At 39.2% G+C, this 16,106-nt stretch carries 14 protein-coding genes; 11 read left to right on the top strand and 3 right to left on the bottom strand.

Annotated elements, in window-relative coordinates; genetic code table 11:
• Positions 1-108: 108 nt before the first annotated feature.
• The 7 genes from ycaO (at position 109) to folX (ending at position 8,800) form a co-directional block, all read left to right on the top strand.
• On the top strand, positions 109-1,869 hold the full coding sequence (ycaO, locus tag H5092_RS15515) for a 30S ribosomal protein S12 methylthiotransferase accessory factor YcaO (protein ID WP_024595461.1): 1,761 nt from the start codon (positions 109-111) through the stop codon (positions 1,867-1,869).
• A 115-nt stretch (positions 1,870-1,984) separates the two neighbouring features.
• Positions 1,985-5,347 carry an ATP-binding protein gene (locus H5092_RS15510; protein ID WP_182733905.1) on the top strand — a complete coding sequence of 1,121 codons (3,363 nt, stop codon included), beginning with the start codon at positions 1,985-1,987 and terminating at the stop codon, positions 5,345-5,347.
• 43 nt (positions 5,348-5,390) lie between these two features.
• Positions 5,391-6,020 carry a YceH family protein gene (locus H5092_RS15505; RefSeq protein WP_182694489.1) on the top strand — a complete coding sequence of 210 codons (630 nt, stop codon included), beginning with the start codon at positions 5,391-5,393 and terminating at the stop codon, positions 6,018-6,020.
• Between the two features lie 68 nt (positions 6,021-6,088).
• Entirely contained in the window at positions 6,089-6,919 is an 831-nt protein-coding gene (gene nadE / locus H5092_RS15500) for an ammonia-dependent NAD(+) synthetase (protein WP_024589633.1), read from the top strand.
• Positions 6,920-7,142: 223 nt separating this feature from the next.
• Entirely contained in the window at positions 7,143-7,862 is a 720-nt protein-coding gene (gene folM / locus H5092_RS15495; RefSeq protein WP_182733903.1) for a dihydromonapterin reductase, read from the top strand.
• Positions 7,863-7,884: 22 nt separating this feature from the next.
• A complete protein-coding gene (gene folE / locus H5092_RS15490) occupies positions 7,885-8,439 on the top strand; it encodes a GTP cyclohydrolase I FolE (protein WP_002962341.1) in 555 nt (184 codons plus the stop codon).
• A gap of 4 nt (positions 8,440-8,443) precedes the next feature.
• Positions 8,444-8,800 carry a dihydroneopterin triphosphate 2'-epimerase gene (gene folX / locus H5092_RS15485; RefSeq protein ID WP_002962340.1) on the top strand — a complete coding sequence of 119 codons (357 nt, stop codon included), beginning with the start codon at positions 8,444-8,446 and terminating at the stop codon, positions 8,798-8,800.
• Between the two features lie 16 nt (positions 8,801-8,816).
• On the opposite strand, the gene H5092_RS15480 is transcribed toward folX, so the two are convergent.
• Together H5092_RS15480 and H5092_RS15475 are read right to left on the bottom strand one after the other, a co-directional pair.
• The gene (locus H5092_RS15480) at positions 8,817-9,251 is read right to left on the bottom strand and encodes a YqaA family protein (RefSeq protein WP_182195417.1); all 435 of its coding nucleotides are present in this window, start codon (positions 9,249-9,251) and stop codon (positions 8,817-8,819) included.
• Positions 9,252-9,479: 228 nt separating this feature from the next.
• Entirely contained in the window at positions 9,480-9,845 is a 366-nt protein-coding gene (locus H5092_RS15475) for a DUF4870 domain-containing protein (RefSeq protein WP_024595771.1), read from the bottom strand.
• A gap of 185 nt (positions 9,846-10,030) precedes the next feature.
• On the opposite strand from H5092_RS15475, the gene H5092_RS15470 reads away from it, so the two are divergent.
• From H5092_RS15470 to H5092_RS15455, 4 genes are all read left to right on the top strand, one after another.
• Positions 10,031-10,732 (top strand): spondin domain-containing protein, encoded by a 702-nt coding sequence (locus tag H5092_RS15470; protein ID WP_154903805.1) that lies wholly within the window; start codon positions 10,031-10,033, stop codon positions 10,730-10,732.
• A 10-nt stretch (positions 10,733-10,742) separates the two neighbouring features.
• Complete coding sequence (locus tag H5092_RS15465) at positions 10,743-11,477, top strand: spondin domain-containing protein (protein ID WP_024607274.1); 735 nt, start codon at positions 10,743-10,745, stop codon at positions 11,475-11,477.
• Positions 11,478-11,539: 62 nt separating this feature from the next.
• Positions 11,540-12,265, top strand: coding sequence for a response regulator transcription factor (locus H5092_RS15460; protein ID WP_024595587.1), 726 nt, complete (start codon positions 11,540-11,542; stop codon positions 12,263-12,265).
• A 10-nt stretch (positions 12,266-12,275) separates the two neighbouring features.
• Positions 12,276-13,763, top strand: a complete 1,488-nt coding sequence (locus tag H5092_RS15455; RefSeq protein WP_182733901.1) for a cell wall metabolism sensor histidine kinase WalK — start codon at positions 12,276-12,278, stop codon at positions 13,761-13,763.
• A 43-nt stretch (positions 13,764-13,806) separates the two neighbouring features.
• On the opposite strand, the gene H5092_RS15450 is transcribed toward H5092_RS15455, so the two are convergent.
• Positions 13,807-15,981 (bottom strand): S9 family peptidase, encoded by a 2,175-nt coding sequence (locus tag H5092_RS15450; protein ID WP_182733899.1) that lies wholly within the window; start codon positions 15,979-15,981, stop codon positions 13,807-13,809.
• Positions 15,982-16,106: the final 125 nt, after the last annotated feature.

The following is a 16,106-nucleotide window of genomic DNA, read 5'->3' as shown; positions in this document are numbered from 1 at the left end:
CCACAGTTTTATTAAATAATAATGTTCTTGCTCGCAAAGGGTGAAATAAACATCAAAATCCACGATAATGTCAGCTCCACACATCGTGCAGAACTAGTTGAGATCAATATGACTGAAAAAACATTTATCAAAGGTAAAGACCGCGACCTAGAATCGTCAATCTCTACCATGCAAAACAAGCTTAAAGCCCTAAACATTAATGTTGAAGAAGCGCTTTGGCTTAACCCTGTAGCTAACTGTTATTCGGTTCATATAAAAGACAGCGACTGCGGTGTTATGTTTACCAATGGTAAAGGCGCAACCGACAAAGCATCTATTGCCTCAGCACTCGGTGAATACTTTGAACGCTTAAGCTGTAACTACTTTTTTGCAGACTTTTATCTAGGTGAAGAATTTGCTAATGGCGAGTTTACTCATTACCCAAGCGAAAAATGGTTTAAAGTTGAAGGCGATGAAGTGCCAGAGGGCATTATGGATGAAAGCTTATGGGATTACTTTGACCCAGAGCGCGAACTAAACGCATCACACCTTTTTGATTTTAACTCAGGCAATATCGATCGTGGTATTTGTACCCTGCCATACACACGCCAACGCGATAACCAAGACGTATACATTCCGGTAAACGTTATCGGTAATATTTTTGTATCTAACGGTATGAGCGCAGGTAACACCAAGTTTGAAGCTCGTGTACAAGGTTTATCAGAAGTATTTGAACGTGCTATTAAAAACCGCATCATCGCCGAAGGTATTTGTTTACCAATCGTGCCTGAAGATGTTGTTAAGCAATACCCTAAAATTCACGAAGCGTGTGAAGAACTTCGCAGCCATGGCTTTCATTTACGTATTGCCGATGCATCACTTGGGGGCAAATACCCTGTAATGAGCGTAACGCTTATTAACCCAACAGATGGCTCTGTATTTGCTTCTTTTGGTGCTCACCCATCATTTGAAGTTGCACTTGAGCGTACCGTGACTGAGTTACTACAAGGTCGACGTCTTGATCAGCTAGATGTATTCCAACCTGCAACATTTGATAACGATGAAGTAGCAACACCAGAGAACATTGAACTGCACTTTATTGATTCAAGCGGTTTGATTTCGCATGATTTTTTCCGTGCAAAACCTGATTTTGAATTTGTACACTGGGACTTTAGCGGAACAACTGAAGAAGAATATAACTTCTGTACTGACCTAATTCATAGCATGGATCATGATATCTACATCATGGATTACACGCACCTAAACGTATACGCGTGTCGTATTTTAGTACCAGGCATGTCTGACATTTACCCTGTTGATGAGCTTATTTGGCGTAACAACAACGAAGGCGCAAAATTTCGCGAAACATTCCTATCGCTTGATCAGTACGATGCAGAGCAATGGATGGAAATTTACGACAGCCTAGAAGAAGCAGGCCACAGCGATATTATCCGCGCCGCAGAATTTATTGGCCTTGCAACCGATGCCGACACACCATGGCACACACTGCGTATAGGTGAGCTTAAAGCACACCTATGTTTAGCTGCAGGCAGCGAAGAAGCCATTGATTGGGTTGACTGGATACTTCATACAGGCCAAGTAAACGAAGAGGCAATGCGCCACTTCCGCTGTTTAAAAGCAGTTCTTGAAATTAAATACGATGACGAGCGCGAATACGCAGATTACCAAGATGCACTAGGCTTAATGTTTGGTGCTAATAATGTAGCGCTGGCTATAGAAATTGCCGAAGGTAAAAAGCAGTTTAACGGTTTAACTTTCCCTGGTTTATCGCTTGAAGGCTTTAAAAAGCATGCGGCGCTACTTGATGGTTACCGCAAGCTACATGTAGCAAAGCAAAATCACTGGGCGCGTGAAGTTAGCGACTCGTAACTCGCTAAACTACTAATTATAAAAAATAAACGGCGCATTTGTTAATGCGCCGTTTTCATTTGTGTAATAAATTAGCTATAGTTAATTTGCCTAAATTAACGCCACGATGTAGCAAATGCCACCATCTACTAACAATAAAAAAACGAACGTTCATAACTTTAAGTTGACCTTTTGGTTATCGCTTACGCTAACTGTACTAGTTGGTATCGTACTTGATCGTATTAACTACAATCGTGTTAAAGATGCTCATCGCCTACAAATTCTTTCTGAAGTAAGTACATATCGAGCTCAATTAGAATCTATTTTAGTTTCTAATATCCAACTAGTTCGAGGCTTAGGTGTTGCCGTAGCAGCGCAGCCTGATTTACAGCAAACACAGTTTGAACAAATTGCCCAACCACTATTTAAAACCTCAAATGAGCTTCGCAATATTGGTGGCGCACCCGATATGGTAATTCGTATGACTTACCCCTTAAAAGGTAATGAAAAAGCACTCGGTTTAAACTTTTTAGAAGAAAAAAACCAACGCGCTGATGCTATTAGAGCTCGTGATACAAATACCATTGTAATGGCTGGCCCATTAAAATTAATCCAAGGTGACATAGCACTTATAGCCCGAGTTCCTGTTTACATACCGTCAGATAATCGCTTTTGGGGATTACTTTCAGTTGTTCTCAACATTGACAAAGTCTATGAAAATTCAGGTATTTATGAGCTAGAAAAAGAATACAACGTCGCTTTACAAGGCAGGCATGGACTTGGCAGCAAAGGGGAGTTTTTTTACGGTAATCAAAACATAATAGAGCAAGACCCCCTTGAGTTTACGTTAAGCTTTCAAGGTGGCAATTGGCAACTTTACGTAGCACCTAAAATAGGTTGGAGCCCACCAAATTCAGCTGTATGGCCACTTAGGCTATCAATTATAATTATTTGCGGGTTATTAATTTGGGCCTTTTTATTCTTTTTGAAAATGCTTAATCGCCAGCAACAAAACGAAAAAATGCTTGAGGCAATGAGTGATCTAGCCCAAATAGGCGCATGGTCATTTAACTTAGAAACGAAACAAGTGTATTGGTCTGATATGACCAAAAAACTATTTAAATACCCATTAAATAGCCAACCAGAATGGCCTAAAGATTTAAATTACTTTAAAAAAGGCACTAGCAGAGAAACAATTAAACCTTTAATTGAACGAGCCATAAAATATGGTGAAAGCTACGAAGTTGAATTAGAAGTAATGGATGAAGAAGGTGAATCTGTTTGGGTACTTGTACATGGTGAAGCAGAACGAAAAAATGGACGATGCACACGTATCTTTGGCTCATTACAGAATATTGATACCCGTAAAAAAATTGAATTAGAAAATAATAAAACCGCATTACACAACGAAATTTTAGCCTCCCTGACCGTTAATAAATTAATATTAACTGGGCAGCTGAGCCAATCGAAAGATATTATCACTGAAGCAATCTGCCAAGCATTTGATATTAAACGTGCCAGTATTTGGTTTTTTAATGAAGACAAATCCCAACTAAGCCCTTTTGCCATACATAGTAAACATTCGTCTAGTGATAAAATTGACTCTATTTGGCTAAGAAAAAATCTTCCCGGCTTTTTTAATGCAATAGATCACCAGCCTGTATTTAATGTGCCTGACGCCCAAGAACACCCAATACTCGAGCCAATTAAAGAACAGTATTTAATGACTCTCGAGATTAAATCAATGCTGTGCGTAATAATCCCTGCAGGAAGTGGCGCTATAGGAATCGTCTGCGCAGAGCAATGTCAATCAAAACGCTACTGGTCTAAAAACGAAGAAAGCTTTTTAATTGCCGTTGCTGCGTTAATAGGCAGCTTGCACTCAAGCCAACAGCGAATTGAAACCGAACAAAAACTAGTTTCTGCCAAAGAAACCGCCGAACAAGCTGTTGAAGCTAAAAGTGAATTTTTAGCGAGTATGAGCCACGAAATTCGCACCCCAATGAACGGTGTTTTAGGGATGCTTAACATAATTAAGCAAACTCAATTGGACCTACAGCAAAAACATCATATAGAACTTGCTCAATCATCAGCTCAATCTTTGCTTAATATAATTAATGACATATTAGACTTTTCTAAAATTGAAGCCGGTAAGCTCGATATTGAAAACGTGCAATTTAATTTACCTCGGTTATTAGGCGAAGTGGTGGAATCCTTTGCTTTAAAGGTAGAACAAAACAATACAAAACTTATCCTAGATGCTACTCAAATAACTGTTAGCGAGATAATTAGTGACCCTAACCGCTTGCGCCAAATTTTAAATAACTTAATTGGCAACGCGGTTAAATTTACTATTGATGGCGAAGTAGTCATTACTGCCAGAATAGATGAAACAACGGATGGCTCGTTCCTTCAATGTTCGATTATTGATACTGGTATTGGTATTGACCCTAAAAAACAAGCGTCGTTATTTGACTCATTCACACAAGCCGATGCTTCAACAACACGCCAATTTGGGGGCACAGGGCTTGGCCTTGCCATAGTAAAACAATTGTGCGAACTGATGAACGGTGAAGTGAGTGTAAACAGTATGCAAGGTGAAGGAAGTACATTTTCTTTCACAGTACAAATACAACCGCGCTTAAGTAAAGAACAAGATTTACCGAGTCATTTAATTAAAAACAAACATATTTTAATTATTGATGAGTGCTCGTTAAATGCTAACACCGCTAATAAGCAGCTCACTGTTTGGGGTGCAAAAGTTAATTGTATACATAACTATCTTGAGGTTGATGATTACTTAAGTAATGTAACCACCCACCCTGGTGCTATTTTAGTTGATTACTACTTTTTTGAAAAAGCCCCACAAACGCATATCACCGCGCTTAAAAACTTTATAAATATGCATAGTTGCAAGTTAGTTATTATGGCGCCAATGAGTTATTCGTCTGAGGAGTCTAAAGTAGGTATGGAAGTCGACTGTATGATTTTCAAACCTCTCACACCGTCTGATTTGTTTGACTCACTCACAAACGATAAATACATTGAACAACAGCAGCAACAAGCACAGCTTCAAAACAAGCTAACTAAAGCGCCAGTACTCGATTCATCAGAACCACAACTATTGCTTGTTGAAGACAATAAAATAAACCAAGTGGTTGCCTCTGCGCTATTAAAGCAGGCGGGTGTTACTTTTGATATTGCCGAAAATGGCCTTGAGGCAATTGTAAAGCTCAATGCAAAACAAGGTAAACCATATAAGCTAGTTTTAATGGATTGCCAAATGCCCGAAATGGATGGCTACCAAGCCACTAAAGCCATTAGAGAAGGTGATGCAGGTAAAGATAATGAAAATATTACTATTATTGCGCTAACAGCCAATGCCATGCAGGGCGATAAAGAAAAATGTCTAGCCGCAGGCATGAACGACTATTTAAGTAAGCCTCTCGATTTAGCTGCATTACAACCAAAGCTTCAACAATGGCTTGGCATTCAATAAAGGTGTAAGCTAATAAAATACGCTTACTAATTTGAGATTATTTATGCAGTTATCAACAAATCAACAACGTATTCTTGGTTGCCTATTAGAAAAACAAAGCACGACGCCAGAGCATTATCCGCTATCGTTAAACGCTCTCGTGAACGCATGTAACCAAAAGTCTAATCGCGATCCTGTGTTAAGTCTTACAGATGAAGACGTGCAAAACGCACTTGATGAACTAATAGAAATGCGTTTGGTTACAATAGATGAAGGTCTTTCGGGTCGCGTAAATAAATACGATCACCGCTTTTGCAACACTGAATTTAGTAATCTGCAATTTTCTGCTCAGCAGCGTGCCATTGTTTGTTTATTACTTTTGCGTGGTGCTCAAACCCCTGGTGAATTAAGAACCCGCAGTGCTAGACTTGCTGATTTTAATAACGTAAATGAAGTAGAGACAGCGCTCAATAAACTGATTGAAAGCGAGTACGTCACAAAGCTAGAGCGTGAAGCTGGTAAACGTGACAGCCGATATATTCATTTATTTGGCGAACAACAAAATAATCCTGCCGATGCCTTCGTTGCTCTACCAAGCGAAGTAATTAAAGACAAAGAATTAAGCGATTTACTTGAAGAAGTAGAAAAATTAAAAGCAGAGCTTCGCCAAATAAAAGCTCATTTAAAACTTTAATTAACTAAAACTAAATCACATAATAAGTTTATTGCGTATCACATATTAAATTTTATAAGGAGCTGGCAATGCGCGCCGAAATTATGGCTGAAATGAAGGTTCAGCCAACGATTGATGTAAATGCTGAGATAACTCGCCGAGTTAATTTTATTAAAACACGTTTGGTAGCAGCTCATTCACGCTCGTTAGTACTGGGTATTAGCGGTGGTGTTGACTCATCAACCTGCGGCCGCTTATGTCAACTTGCTGTAAACGAGCTAAATAAAGAACACGATACTGACAAGTATCAGTTTATTGCAGTGCGCCTACCTTATGGTGTACAAGCTGACGAAGATGAAGCACAAATGGCGGTTGATTTTATTCAGCCAAGTAAACGTATGACCGTAAACGTACAACCTGCGGCTGATGCATTGCATGAGCAAGCGATAGCTGCCGTAGTTGGCTGTGGTGAAGCACTGCCTGAGCAAGCTCAAATAGATTTTATTAAAGGTAATGTTAAAGCGCGTCAACGTATGGTTGCTCAGTACGAAATTGCAGGTTTTTGCCAAGGCCTAGTAGTGGGTACCGATCATAGTGCTGAAAACATTACTGGTTTTTATACTAAATTTGGTGACGGCGCGTGCGATTTAGCCCCTCTGTTTGGTTTATCAAAACGCCAAGTTCGTGCACTTGCTACTGCGCTAGGTGCGCCAGCTTTATTGGTAGATAAAGCACCTACAGCTGATTTAGAAAGTGACCGCCCAGGTTTAACAGACGAAGAAGCACTTGGTTTGAGCTATGAGCAAATTGATGACTTTTTAGAAGGTAAACCTGTGTCTAATGATGTTGAACAAAAGCTTGTAAGCATTTACACGCGTACACAACATAAGCGTCAACCAATTCCGACAATTTACGATTAAGGTTTAGTAGCTAAAATAAAGCAATTAATGCCTTTGAGGATTAATTGCTTTTTTGATCGACAGATTAAGAAGCTGCGTATATTTTAATAAATTAACGCTTTGAATTTTATAATACCAATTGCATTAAATTAGTGAGCTATTATAGCCCTATGAAATAGCGATAAAATGATGATATTTTTAATTATATTGGTATAACTACCCGCCAAAGAGAACACTGCCTTATATGACATCGCCCATTTTAATTACCGGCGCAGGCCAACGTATTGGTTTAGCACTCGCTCAGCATTATATAGCCCAAGGGCAGAGTATTATTATCACGTATCGTACTCGTCACGCCGCTGTTGATAAATTAGAGCAACAAGGCGCTGTATGTATTTATGCCGATTTTAGTACCGATGAAGGTATTAGTACATTTATAAATACGCTTAAAGAGCATACAACATCGCTGCGCGCTATTGTTCATAACGCATCAAGCTGGGACTGCGAAGCTAACAACCCTGACTTTGCAGCACTGTTTGATAATATGATGCGGATACATGCCAAAACACCGTATTTAATTAATTTAATGTGCGCAGAGCTGCTTTTAAACTATCAGCAAAAGGAAAAAGTACCTGCCGATATAATACATCTTACTGATTATGTAGTTGAAACAGGCAGCCCTAAACACTTAGCTTATGCAGCAAGTAAAGCAGCACTCGACAACCTAACCAAATCGTTTAGCGCTAAATATGCGCCAAATATAAAAGTGAACTCGGTTGCTCCATCGCTCATTATTTTTAATGAACATGACGATGAACAATATCGAGCTAAGACCCTTAAAAAATCATTAATGGGCATTGAACCCGGATGCCAAGAAATTATCAATAGCATTGATTTACTATTACAAAGCCACTACATCACAGGGCGCTCTTTGCCTATTGATGGCGGTCGTCATTTAAAGTAAATATAAATAAACTGAGATATTTATGCACAATGAATTAAAAGAAAGTTATGAAAAAATCATCACCGCTGTAGGTGAAGATGCTAACCGCGAAGGCTTACTTGATACGCCAAAACGTGCTGCAAAAGCAATGGAATATTTAACGCAAGGGTATCGTCAAACGCTTGATGAAATAACTAATAAAGCAGTATTTACATCTGACGCTGACGACATGGTGTTAGTACAAGACATAGAGCTCTACTCTATGTGTGAGCATCATTTACTGCCTTTTATTGGCCGTTGCCATATTGCTTATATACCAAACGGTAAAGTATTAGGCTTGTCTAAATTTGCACGTATTGTTGATATGTTTTCACGCCGTTTTCAAATTCAAGAACAGTTAACGCATCAAATCGCTAAAGCAGTTGAAGAAGTTACTGGCGCGAAGGGCGTAGGCGTTATTGTTGAGGCAAAACACATGTGTATGATGATGCGTGGTGTAGAAAAGCAAAATTCAAGCATGCGTACATCAGTAATGTTAGGTAACTTTAGAAGCGATCCTAAAACACGTAACGAATTTTTGCAGCTTATAAAAGGTTAACCCTATGGCTAATGCAATCATTAACGTTACTAATTTACGCCTGCGTACGTTTATTGGCTTTAACCCCGATGAGCGTGAAAAAAAGCAAGATGTAGTGATCAATCTAGAGATTCACTACCCTGCTGATGATGCGTGTAAAACGGATGAAGTTGACCAAGCACTTAATTACAAAGTGATCACCAAAGAAGTTATTAGCTTAGTAGAGCAAGGGCACTTTTTACTGCTCGAAAAATTAGTTGCTGAAATTCTTGCCGTTTGTCACGCGCACCCAAGCGTTCATTACGCTAAAGCACGTGTTGATAAACCACATGCACTGCGTTTTGCCGACTCAGTGTCGTTAACGCTTGATTGGGCTAAATAAGCACTTAAAAACTTATTTAAAAAAGCTTTTCGAATCCTACGGCAAGGGCGATAACCGCTAAATAGCGAGCGCCTTTGCCTAGTGTTACTAACAGTAAAAAGGTACTAAATCGTACTTTAAATATGCCTCCAATCACCGTTAATGGGTCCCCCACAACCGGCAACCAAGCAAATAACAAACTATACACTCCATATTTGTTAAATTGCTTTTGTGCGCTATCAAGCCCTTTTTGCGATACAGGAAACCATTTTTTATCTTTAAAACGCAGTACCTGCGTGCCTAACCAGTAATTAACACAGCTTCCTAACACATTTCCAAGTGTTGCTACGCACCACATAAGCCATAAATTAACTTTATCTTGAGTAATCATTCCCACCATTATCACCTCAGAAGAGCTAGGCAGTAATGTCGCAGATATAAATGCGCTAATAAATAACGTGAGATAAAGCATAATGCCCTTATGGCTAAACGTAAAAACCCAGCCTATAGCTGGGTTTATAATACCAATTTTATTAAAAACATGATCACTCTAGCGTATTAAATAACTCACTAACTACGTTAAAAATTATTTATATAGAACAACTATGTATCATAATTTTAGCCTTGTTATTGAGCTATTTTCTTATCGCTATAATAGATCACTAATTTAATGCAATTGGTATAAAAATAAATTGTGTGTTTATTTTATCAAATTTAAACTAAACGGGTAATTAAACTCTTTACCTTCATTAGCTTTAATACTTGCCATTACAACCATTACAAACCCAAAAATTGCCACTATAGGTAGTAATATTAAGCCGACTGCTACAAACATCAGTACAAAACAAACTACATATGCAATTGCCATCGTTATTTGAAAGTTAAGCGCCTTTTTACCATGCACGTCAACAATTGGCATTTCATCTCTTTTAATTAACCACACAATTAATGGCCCAATTATTGAGCCAAACGGCACAACAAACCCAGCAAGCGCACTTAAATGGCATAACATAGCCCACGTACGGTCATCTTTATTAACTGGTTCAACCTGCTGATTTTCTTCCATAACACTCTCCTTTTTGTTTTATGTATGTTGCCTCTTAACTAAACAAATGTCTACAAATCAACCAACGTATTTATGTTTAAAAATCACAGCGTGAAATCTTGTGATAAAAAAGTGATAAGTTTGTGAGAGTTTCTGGAGACGATTATTCAATACTTAACTCGAATCATCACTTACAGGAAATAATAATGAAAACTTCTACATTAACAATCGCAATTCTTTTAGCGGCAGCTAGCCAATCGACTATGGCCGCAGAATTAGACCTAAAAGTTACTAACCTAACCAAAGGTATTCACTTTACTCCACTGTTAATTACAGCACACAACAGCGAAGACACACTGTTTGAAGTAGCAACGCAAGCATCTACAGCACTACAAACAATGGCTGAAGGCGGCAATATTGAAGAGTTAGTTGCACAAGCAACTGCTGCGGGTAGTGATATGGCTGCAAACCCAGCTGAAGGTTTACTTGCACCAGCCGCATCTACAACGGCAACACTGAGCACGACTGACGGTAATGAGTACCTATCTTTAACTGCAATGATGCTACCAACTAATGATGGCTTTGTAGGCTTAAACAGCTGGAAAATCCCAACAGAAGCGGGTACTTACACAATTAATTTAAATGCTTACGATGCAGGCACAGAACAAAACAATGAGCTTGTAGTTGAAGGCTCTGGCGCACCAGGTACTCCGGGTATTCCTGCTGCTCCAGGTGGCGACGCTGGCACTGGCGGTACAGGTGTATTAAGTGGTGATACAAATACTAACATTCATATTCACCCGGGTAGCTTAGGTGATGACGATTTAGAAGCGGGTAATAGCGATTTAAGTAATACAGTACACAGATGGTTAAACCCAGTAGCACAATTAACCGTTACAGTTAAGTAGGAGCATGATTATGTCATCTGCTAACAACCTTAAAAAAAGTCTACTAGTGCTTGCACTTGCAACCACACTTGCAGCGTGTAGCGATAATGATAACGACCCAGTTGTTGAAGAGCCGGTCGTTGTTGAGCCAATTGTTGTAGAACCTGTGATCAGTGAGTTTACTATTACTTTTAGTAACTTAACTGCAGGACAGCCTTTGTCACCACTCTCTGTCATTGCTTTTGAAGATGAAGCACCTTGGACCTTCGGTACAACAGCTTCTGTTGGCTTAGAAATGCTTGCAGAAAGCGGTGCAAATGAAGAATACCTCAGCTACGAAAGTGCACTTGCTGCAGTTTCAGCTGAAGGTGCTATTGGCCCTGGTGAAACCACCACAGTAATCATTACTGTTGAAGAGCAAGAAACGCTTAATTTGTCATTTGCTGCCATGCTTGGGAATACAAATGATGCTTTTACCGGTCTTAGTTCTTTAGATGTATCAACATTAGAAGTTGGCGGTTCGTTATCACGCACAACGACTGCTTATGATGCGGGTACGGAAGCAAATACAGAAACAGCTGAAACTGTGCCAGGTCCTGCCGCTAGCGGTGAAGGGTTTAACGAAATACGTGACGATACAGCCGATATAATAACGATGCATCCAGGCATTGTTTCAAATCAAGATGGATTATCTACATCAGCACTTGGTGTTGAACATAAGTTTGATAACCCAGTATCGAAAATAGTAATTACGCGCACGCAGTAACGTTCCAGCTTGTAATGGGGAAGTAAGGGAGCACGGATGCCCCCCTTTTTACGAGGTTATACATGCGTCACGAAAAAATATTAGTAGTAGAAGATGACAGAGAAATAGGTAAGTTAATTACCACGCAGCTAACGTCGCTTAACTTACATGTTGATCATGTTGTAAGCGCAGAACTAGCCTTAAAAAAAATAGCTAAGCATCCCTACGGACTTATTTTACTCGATATAAACTTACCCCAAATGGATGGTTTGAGCTTATGCCGAAAAATAAAAGAGCATTACCCTACTACCTCCGTTATTTTACTCACCGCGCTGAGTAGCGATATGGACAGAGTTATTGGCCTTGAAATGGGCGCCGATGATTATATTTGTAAACCCTTTTTTGCACGCGAATTACAAGCCAGAGTCAAAACCCAATTACGCCACAGATCACAACTACTCGCAGGCCAAAACAACGACAACTCCCCCGTTGATAGCGAACAAACACTAAATGTAGGCTCACTCAATATAGAATTTAGTTCGCACCAAGTGTATTTAGGCAAGCAAGCCCTTAACCTTACCGCCACCGAATTTGATTTACTCGTTTACTTTGCACGCCATCCTAATCATGTTTTTAGCCGTCAGCAGTTACTCGATAAAGTATGGGGTTACCAACACAGTGGTTACGAGCACACGGTTAATTCACATATAAACCGCTTACGTGCCAAGCTAGAAGAACACCAACAAGCGCCTATCATCGAAACAGTTTGGGGGGTTGGTTACAAACTAAACCCTAGCCAACTCAATTAAGACACCTATTATGAAATTATCTTTGTATCAAAAATTAGCTATATCGCTAGTTGTCATTTTTTGTTTTATTTGCGCCCTAGTTTACGGCTGGAGCAAGCAATTAGAACTCACCTCAAAACATCATGCTGAGCAAAATTTACATTTGGCGCTTGCCGAGCATTTAGTACAAGATAACCCATTAATAAAAGAAGGTGTTTACGACTATAAAGCGCTTGAAAACCTCTTTCATACCTTGATGTTATTAGGCCCTGCGTTTGAATTTTATTTTGTAGACGAAACCGGAAAAATTCTTACTTACTCAGCAAAGCCGGGTAAAGTTAAACGCACGCATATTAGTTTAACGCCTTTAAAAAGGCTGATTAACGACCCAAGCGCTGCACCTATTTATGGTGATAATCCTCGTAATAAAGAGCAACAAAAAATATTTTCAGCCGCGCCAGTATTTAATCAAGATAAGCTACAAGGTTATTTATATGTAATTATTGGTGGTGAGGCTTACGATACCTCACTAAGCACTGTAAAAAATAATGATAAGTTATGGCTAGCTGCTTTATGGCTTGGCTCTGCACTCGCATTTTTATTTATTGCGATGCTAATTTTACTACGTTTTTTTACCAACCCAATTCAGCGCTTAGCACGCGATGTTAGTAATATTGAAGCCGCTAACTACAGCCTTACCGACACCAAGCTAAGTAACTACTCAACGCAAAAAAGTAACGAAGTGCATAGTTTAGAGCGAAGTATTCAAGCCATGCTTACCCGTATTAACGAGCAGTTTAAAGCACTTGAACAAGGCGATAAACAACGCAAAGAGTTGCTAACTCATCTATCGCACGACCTACGCACACCACTTGCTTCACTGCAGGGGTTTTTAGAAGTATTAAATCAGTCAGGTGAGCAATTAAGTCAAAAAGAACAGCAAGAATACTTACAGGTATCGCTTAATAATTGTGGGCAATTAAAGTTACTCATAGAGCAAATATTTGAGCTTGCTCACTTAGAAAATGGCGAAATAAGTATAAATAAAGAAACCTTTAATTTAGGCGAACTCATTTACGATTGCATGGCAAAATTTAGTTTAGCCGTTGATAAAAGAGGCATTAGTTTGTCGGTAGAACCTGCGATTTGTGATTTTCCTGTAGTTGCCGATATCGCTAAGCTAGAGCGAGTACTGAGCAATTTAATTGATAATGCAATTAGGCACACCCCTCGCGGCGGCAGCATTGCAGTACATGTAAAACGCAGTGAAGATAATCAATTATTTGTGCATGTATCAGACACGGGCGTAGGCATAAAAGAAGATGAGCTGAATGCTATTTTTGACCCACACTACCAAGCAAGTAATTCTAATAAAGAAGGGCGCCAGCAAGGTGGTTTAGGATTGGCTATTTGCAAAGGGTTATTAAAACTAATGGATAGCGAAATTTACGTACAAAGTGAAATTGGTAAAGGCACTATGTTTAGCTTTAATTTGCCACAAAAAAAGGTGCTTTTTTAAAAAGCACCTTATTGAGTTAAATCTATTTAAATATAAATATTAACTACTTTTTAATACCCGCTAAATCAAGCATAAATGCATAGTTTAGCGCGGTATCTTCTAAGCGCTTAAAGCGACCCGATGCACCACCGTGCCCTGCTTCCATATCTATTTTAAACAGTAACTTATTGTCATCAGTTTTATAGTCACGCAGCTTAGCAACCCATTTTGCAGGTTCAAAGTATTGAACTTGCGAATCGTGCAAGCCAGTCGTCACTAGCATATTAGGATATGCTTGCTTAGATACTTGGTCGTATGGCGAGTAAGATAGCATGTAATCGTAATACGCTTTTTCGTTCGGATTACCCCACTCACCGTATTCATTTGTTGTAAGTGGAATACTTGCATCAAGCATAGTGGTTACTACGTCAACAAATGGTACCGCAGCAACCATGCCTTTATAAAGCTCAGGTGCTTGGTTTGCTACTGCGCCCATTAATAAGCCACCAGCACTGCCACCTAACGCAAATATTTCATCTTTTGCGCCATACTTTTGAGAAACCAATGCTTTAGTTACATCAACAAAGTCATTAAACGTATTCTTTTTAGTGAGTAGCTTGCCGTCTTCGTACCAAGGACGACCTAGCATTTGCGAGCCACGTACATGGGCAATTGCAAATACAAAGCCACGGTCAAGTAAACTCAAACGCGTGCTTGAAAAAGTAGGATCCATGGTTGCGCCATAAGAGCCGTAACCGTATTGCAGTAGCGGGTTAGTACCATCTTTTTTAAACGCATCTTTTCGGTAAACTAAGCTTACCGGTACTTTTATGCCATCACGTGCTGTTACAAAAATACGCTCTGAGGCGTAATTATCAGCATCAAAATCACCTAATACAGCTTGCTGTTTAAGTAGTTTTTTATCGCCAGTCGCTAAATCTACATCGTACGATGAGCTTGGTGTAGTCATGCTTGTGTAATAAACACGTAACGTGCTGCTATCTATATCGTTATTACCATAAGTACCAATTGTATAAGCGCTATCGTTAAAGCTCAGTGGTAACTCTTTACCTGTTTTTAAATCACGCGCAATCAACTTTGATTGGCCCATTTCACGCTCTTGGTAAACTAAGTAGTCATTAAATAAATCAATGCCTTCGAGTTTAATATCATCGCGCGCTGGGATCACACTTTGCCAATTTGCTTTGTCACCTGCTTTATCAATATCCACTTTCATCAGCTGAAAATTTACAGCATCTAAGTTAGTTACAATGTAGTAAGTATTTCCTAGCTTCGAAATTTCATATTCAAGCCCTGCTTCGCGCTCAATTAAGCGTTTAGGCATTGCCTTAGTATCATCAGCACTTAATACAGATACGCCTGATGCTGCTGTGCTGCTGTGCCAAATATAAATTTCTGACTCGTCTTTGCTTTTACTGATACCCATGTAATAACTGGTATCAGTTTCTTCGTAAATTAGCTCATCATCAGCTTGTGGTGTACCTAATGTATGACGATACACTTGGTAACCTAATAGAGTTTGTAAATCTTTTTTAATGTAGTAAACCGTTTTATTATCGTTTGCCCAAACTATACCGCCGTTGGTGCCCTCAAGTGTATCTTCGAGTAATTTACCGGTTGTTAAATCTTTTATTTTTATACTATAAATACGACGGCTAACAGTATCTTCGCCATAAGCCATTAAATTGCCATTCGGACTTACATTTAAGCCACTTACTGCATAATAATCATGGCCTTTCGCAAGCTCATTTACATCTAAAATAACTTGCTGATCCGTACCTGCAAAATCGCTGCTGCGTAAGTAAGTAGTGTACTCGTTATCGCCACGTGTTTGCGTTGAGTAAAAATAATCACCGTTTTTAACTGGGACTGAATCATCGTCTTTTTGAATACGCCCTTTTAGCTCTTCAAACAATTCACTTTGCAGCGTTTTAGTATGTGCAAGCATTGCATCTGTGTATGTATTTTCAGCTTCTAAATAGTTAATAACCTCTGGCGCTTTACGTTCGTCATCACGTAACCAATAGTAATTATCTACACGTGTGTCACCATGAATAGTCATCTCATGAGGCACTTTTTTAGCAACTGGGGCAATAGCTTGGGCTACTTGAACCGTTTTAACTTGTGTATTATTTTTTTTGGTTTCTTCAGGGGCTTGATTACAGCCACTTAAAATAGCTAGCGATAATGCAGCAAGTGCGAATGGAGTACGTTTCATCAGTCAAAGTCCTTGTTGTTTTTTGTTTTTTATTTTTTATTAAGTAATTAAATATACCTAAAAATAACCTGTGTTGTGATTTACTTTGTGAAGCTATGTAAAGTAAATCAACGTAATTCCTCTTT

The sequence above is a fragment of the Pseudoalteromonas sp. SR41-7 genome, assembly GCF_014163935.1.
In the GTDB taxonomy this organism is placed as follows: Bacteria; Pseudomonadota; Gammaproteobacteria; order Enterobacterales; family Alteromonadaceae; genus Pseudoalteromonas; species Pseudoalteromonas distincta.
The sequence above is the reverse complement of the archived record's forward strand: the minus strand, read 5'-3'. Positions and strand labels throughout refer to the sequence as shown.

Bases quoted from the DNA above. Each gene is read 5' to 3' on its own strand.
- folM (WP_182733903.1), top strand. From the start codon at position 7,143: ATGACATCGCCCATTTTAATTACCGGCGCAGGCCAACGTATTGGTTTA.
- H5092_RS15505 (WP_182694489.1), top strand. From the start codon at position 5,391: ATGCAGTTATCAACAAATCAACAACGTATTCTTGGTTGCCTATTAGAA.
- H5092_RS15465 (WP_024607274.1), top strand. From the start codon at position 10,743: ATGTCATCTGCTAACAACCTTAAAAAAAGTCTACTAGTGCTTGCACTT.
- H5092_RS15460 (WP_024595587.1), top strand. From the start codon at position 11,540: ATGCGTCACGAAAAAATATTAGTAGTAGAAGATGACAGAGAAATAGGT.
- nadE (WP_024589633.1), top strand. From the start codon at position 6,089: ATGCGCGCCGAAATTATGGCTGAAATGAAGGTTCAGCCAACGATTGAT.
- folX (WP_002962340.1), top strand. From the start codon at position 8,444: ATGGCTAATGCAATCATTAACGTTACTAATTTACGCCTGCGTACGTTT.
- H5092_RS15480 (WP_182195417.1), bottom strand. From the start codon at position 9,251: ATGCTTTATCTCACGTTATTTATTAGCGCATTTATATCTGCGACATTA.
- H5092_RS15510 (WP_182733905.1), top strand. From the start codon at position 1,985: ATGCCACCATCTACTAACAATAAAAAAACGAACGTTCATAACTTTAAG.
- ycaO (WP_024595461.1), top strand. From the start codon at position 109: ATGACTGAAAAAACATTTATCAAAGGTAAAGACCGCGACCTAGAATCG.
- H5092_RS15450 (WP_182733899.1), bottom strand. From the start codon at position 15,981: ATGAAACGTACTCCATTCGCACTTGCTGCATTATCGCTAGCTATTTTA.
- H5092_RS15475 (WP_024595771.1), bottom strand. From the start codon at position 9,845: ATGGAAGAAAATCAGCAGGTTGAACCAGTTAATAAAGATGACCGTACG.
- folE (WP_002962341.1), top strand. From the start codon at position 7,885: ATGCACAATGAATTAAAAGAAAGTTATGAAAAAATCATCACCGCTGTA.
- H5092_RS15470 (WP_154903805.1), top strand. From the start codon at position 10,031: ATGAAAACTTCTACATTAACAATCGCAATTCTTTTAGCGGCAGCTAGC.
- H5092_RS15455 (WP_182733901.1), top strand. From the start codon at position 12,276: ATGAAATTATCTTTGTATCAAAAATTAGCTATATCGCTAGTTGTCATT.